The sequence below is a fragment of the Streptomyces sp. NPDC002446 genome (assembly GCF_053595675.1).
Window position 1 is genome coordinate 1 of sequence record NZ_JBSFYC010000145.1, and the last position, 4,474, is coordinate 4,474.

The following is a 4,474-nucleotide window of genomic DNA, read 5'->3' on the forward strand; positions in this document are numbered from 1 at the left end:
GGGCGGTTGTCGCTGAGGTCGCATCCGTGGTTGGCGGATCATGCGGTGGCGGGGACGGTGTTGTTGCCGGGTACGGCGTTTGTGGAGTTGGCGGTTCGGGCTGGTGATGAGGCTGGTTGTGGGGTGGTGGAGGAGCTGACGTTGGAGGCTCCGCTGATCGTTCCGGAGCGGGGCGGGGTCGCCCTCCAGCTGGGCCTGGCCGCCCCCGACGCCTCCGGACGCCGGGCACTGAGTCTGTACTCGCGAGCCGCGGAGGACGGTGAGGGCCCGTGGGTGCGGCATGCGACCGGCACGCTGGCACCCGCCGAGACTCCGGCCCCGGCTCCGGCCCCTGCCCCTGCCCCGGATCCGGCCCCGGCTCCGGACGCGGCGGCCGCCTCGGCCTCCCCGACGGACCTGACCGCATGGCCCCCCGCCGATGCCGCCTCCGTGCCGGTGAACGATGCCTACGAGCGGCTGGCCGCCCTCGGTGTCGACTACGGTCCGGCCTTCCAGGGGCTGCGGGCGGTCTGGCGGCGCGGTGATGAGCTGTTCGCCGAGGTCCAGCTGCCCGGGGAGGTGGCCATGGATGCGGCGGCGTTCGGCCTGCACCCGGTGCTGCTGGACGCCGCACTGCAGCCGCTCGGTCTGGACACGCTGCTCGCGGATCCTGACCCCGGGCGTACTCGGCGGCCGTTCGTGTGGAGCGGGGTGCGTCTGCACGCCACGGGTGCTGACGCGCTGCGGGTGCGCATGGTCAAGGCGGGGGACGAGGCCGTGTCCGTCGTCGTCGCCGATTCCAAGGGGAAGGTCGTCGCCTCGGTCGATTCCCTGACGCTCCGTCAAGTAGCGGAAGTCGAGGGACTCGCGACGGCCGCGAGGGCGCACCACGATTCGCTCTTCCGCTACGACTGGGTCCCGGTCGCTGTACCTCCGGCCGTACCCCAGACCGCGCCGGCCGTCGGCCGATGGGTGGTTCTGGGCACCGGCCCGGACGCTTACGCGGACCTGGCGACGCTCGGTGAAGCGCTCGCCACCGGCGCGGAGACTCCCGAGCTGGTCTTCGCTCCGCTGCCGGTCGGCGTCGGGGCGGACGAGGACATCGCCGACGCGGCCCGTCGCGCGGCGCACCGTGCGCTGGAGCTGGTGCAGGCCTGGCTGGCCGACGAGCGGTTCGAGGCGTCACGGCTGGTGATCGTGGCCCGGCAGGACCTGGTCGGGGCCCCGGTGTGGGGGCTCGTCCGGTCGGCGCAGGTGGAGAATCCGGGGCGGTTCGTGCTGCTGGAGACCGATGGTGCACGGGACGATGCCTGGCACCAGCCGGGAGAGCGGCACCTAGGGGAGACCTATCCGGAGGAGACGGACCCGAGGGAGATGTACGCGGAGGAGACGTACCCGACGGAGACGTACTCGTGGGAGACGATGGCGGCCGCGGTGGCGGTGGCGGTGGCCACCGGCGAACCGCAGCTCAGGCTCAGTGGCGATGAGGTCACCGCGGCCCGACTGGTGCGCGTCGCGCGGCCTGCCGACACCCGGGCCGAATCGGCCACCGAAGCCGTGGGCGGTGGAGTCGACCGGAGCGGATTCAACCGGAACGGAACGGTGCTGGTCACCGGCGCGTCCGGCGGTCTCGCCCGCCTGCTCGCCCGCCATCTGGTGGTCGCACGCGGTGCCCGGCACCTGCTGCTGACCAGCCGCCGAGGCCTGGCCGCCGACGGTATGCCCGAGCTGGCGGCCGAGCTGTCCGAGCTGGCCGGGGCGGGCGCCTCGGTCGAGGTCGTGGCCTGCGATGTCGCCGATCGCCAGGAGCTGGCGAAGGTGCTGGCGGAGATCCCCGCCGACCGTCCGCTCACCGCCGTGGTGCACACCGCGGCCGAGCTCGACGACGGAGTGGTCCACTCGCTGACCCCCGAGCGGCTCGACCGCGTACTGCGGCCGAAGGTCGACGGCGCGCTGAATCTGCACGCCCTCACCGAGCACCTGGACCTGGCGGAATTCGTGCTCTTCTCCTCGCTCTCCGGCACGCTCGGCGGCGCCGGGCTGGCGAACTACTCGGCCGCCAACGCCTTCCTGGACGCACTGGCCCGCCACCGCCGCGAACGCGGCCTGCCCGCCGTATCGCTGGCGTGGGGCCTGTGGGAGCAGCGCAGTGGAATGGCCGGACGGCTCAGCGACGTCGATCTGGTGCGGATGTCCCGCGCCGGCGCCGCGCCGATGACGGCCGCAGAAGGGCTGGCGCTCTTCGACGCTGCCACGGCGTACGCGTACGGTGCGAAGGACGGCGAGCCGGTCGTGGTACCCGCCCGCCTGGACACCGCCGAGCTGCGGTCCCAGGCCGCGGCAGGAGCGCTGCCCGCCCTGTTCCGCAGCGTCGTACGCAATGTCAATGTGCCGGTACGCCGCTCGCTCGCGACGGCCGGTGCCGAGACGACCGAGGAGCCGGGCGGCACACTGGCCGAGCGGCTGGCCGGAGAGAGCAGGTCGGAGCAGGACCGGCTGCTGCTGGAACTGGTGCGGGAGCAGGCCGCCTCGGTGCTGGGGCACGCTTCCACCGACGAGGTCCGGGCGAACCGCGCCTTCAAGGACCTCGGCCTCGACTCGCTGACCGCCGTCGAACTGCGCAACCGGCTCAAGCGCGCAACCGGCCTCCGGCTGGCCCCGACCCTGGTCTTCGACTATCCGACCCCCGCTGCGCTCGCGCAGCGGCTGCGCACCGAACTGGTGCCGGACGGCCCGGAGACCGAACCGTCCGTACTGGTGGACCTGGACCGGCTCGAAGCCGCCCTCTCCGAGGTCGCCGCCGACGACTCCGTACGCAGCAAGGTCGCGGCGCGCCTGCAGGCCCTGCTCTGGCGGTGGGAGGACACCCGTGCCACCGGGAGCGAGGCACAAAGCGCCGTGGAAGAAGAGGAGTTCGACCCCGGTTCGGACGAGGAGATGTTCGCGCTGATCGACGAGGAATTCGGAGACCTCTGACGACCGCCGGAGAATCCGGCCTTTCCCCATCCCGGGAAGCCTGGCCCGCATCCGGAGCCTGCTGCCCTGCCCCTTGACTTTCGGCTGTACGAGGACGTGACACAGATGGCGAATATGTCGAATCCCGATTCCCACGCCGGTTCCCCCGCCAACCCGAACATGACCGAGGAAAAGCTGCGCGACTACCTCAAGCGCGTGGTCAACGATCTGCGCCAGACCCGGCGCCGGCTGAGCGAGGCGGAGGCAAAGGACCACGAGCCGATCGCCATCGTGGCGATGAGCTGCCGCTTCCCCGGTGAGGTGCGGTCTCCGGAGGAGCTCTGGCGACTGGTGCGCGAGGGCGGCGACGCGATCACCGCTTTTCCCGACAACCGTGGCTGGGACATCGAGTCGCTCTACGACCCGGACCCGGAGCGCTCGGGCACGTCATACGTACGCGAGGGCGGATTTCTGCACGACGCCGCGGAATTCGATCCGGCATTCTTCGGGATTTCGCCGCGGGAGGCGCTGGCGATGGATCCGCAGCAGCGGCTGCTGCTGGAGACGTCGTGGGAGGCGTTCGAGCGGGCCGGTATCGACCCGCAGTCGCTGCGCGGCTCGCGTACGGGCGTTTTCGTCGGCTCCAATTACCAGGATTACGCCACCCGTCTGCCCGAGGTACCGGAAGAGGCGGAGGGCCACATCGGGATCGGTAATACGCCGAGCGTGGTGTCGGGCCGGGTCTCGTACACGTTCGGGCTGGAGGGCCCGGCGGTGACGGTGGACACGGCCTGCTCGTCGTCGCTGGTGGCACTGCACCTGGCCTGCCATGCACTGCGGCAGGGCGACTGCACGATGGCGCTGGCCGGCGGCATCTCCGTGATGTCCTCGCCCGCTTCGTACATCGAATTCAGCAGGCAGCGGGGGCTCGCGCCGGACGCACGCGTCAAGGCGTTCGGGGCGGACGCGGACGGTACGGCGCTGTCTGAGGGCGTCGGCCTGCTCGTCGTGGAGCGGCTGTCGGACGCGCAGCGCAACGGCCACCCGGTGCTCGCCGTCATCCGAGGCAGCGCCATCAACCAGGACGGTGCGAGCAACGGCCTGACGGCCCCCAACGGCCCGTCGCAGGAACGCGTCATCCGCCAGGCCCTGGCCAATGCACGCCTCGCCCCGGACCAGGTGGATGTGGTGGAGGCGCACGGTACGGGGACGACGCTGGGTGACCCGATCGAGGCGCAGGCGCTGATCGCGACGTATGGCCAGGGTCGCGATGAGGCTGCGGGGCCGCTGTGGCTCGGCTCGGTGAAGTCCAACATCGGTCACACCCAGGCGGCGGCCGGCGCTGCCTCCGTCATCAAGATGATCATGGCATTGGGCGAGGCGACGCTGCCGCGCACGCTGTATGCGGACGAGCCCTCGCCCCGTATCGACTGGTCGGCGGGTGCGGTGGAGCTGCTGACGGAGGAGCGGGCCTGGCCGTCGTCGCCGGATCGGGTGCGGCGGGTGGGCGTCTCGTCCTTCGGGATCAGTGGCACCAATG

General features: G+C 71.7%; 2 protein-coding genes. Both read left to right on the forward strand.

The window, feature by feature from the left end:
* The coding region (locus ACWD6P_RS36730) for an SDR family NAD(P)-dependent oxidoreductase (protein ID WP_451448562.1) at positions 1-2,955 on the forward strand (2,955 nt) is incomplete at its 5' end.
* A 114-nt stretch (positions 2,956-3,069) separates the two neighbouring features.
* A partial coding sequence (locus tag ACWD6P_RS36735) for a type I polyketide synthase (RefSeq protein WP_451448563.1) occupies positions 3,070-4,474 on the forward strand: 1,405 nt, incomplete at its 3' end.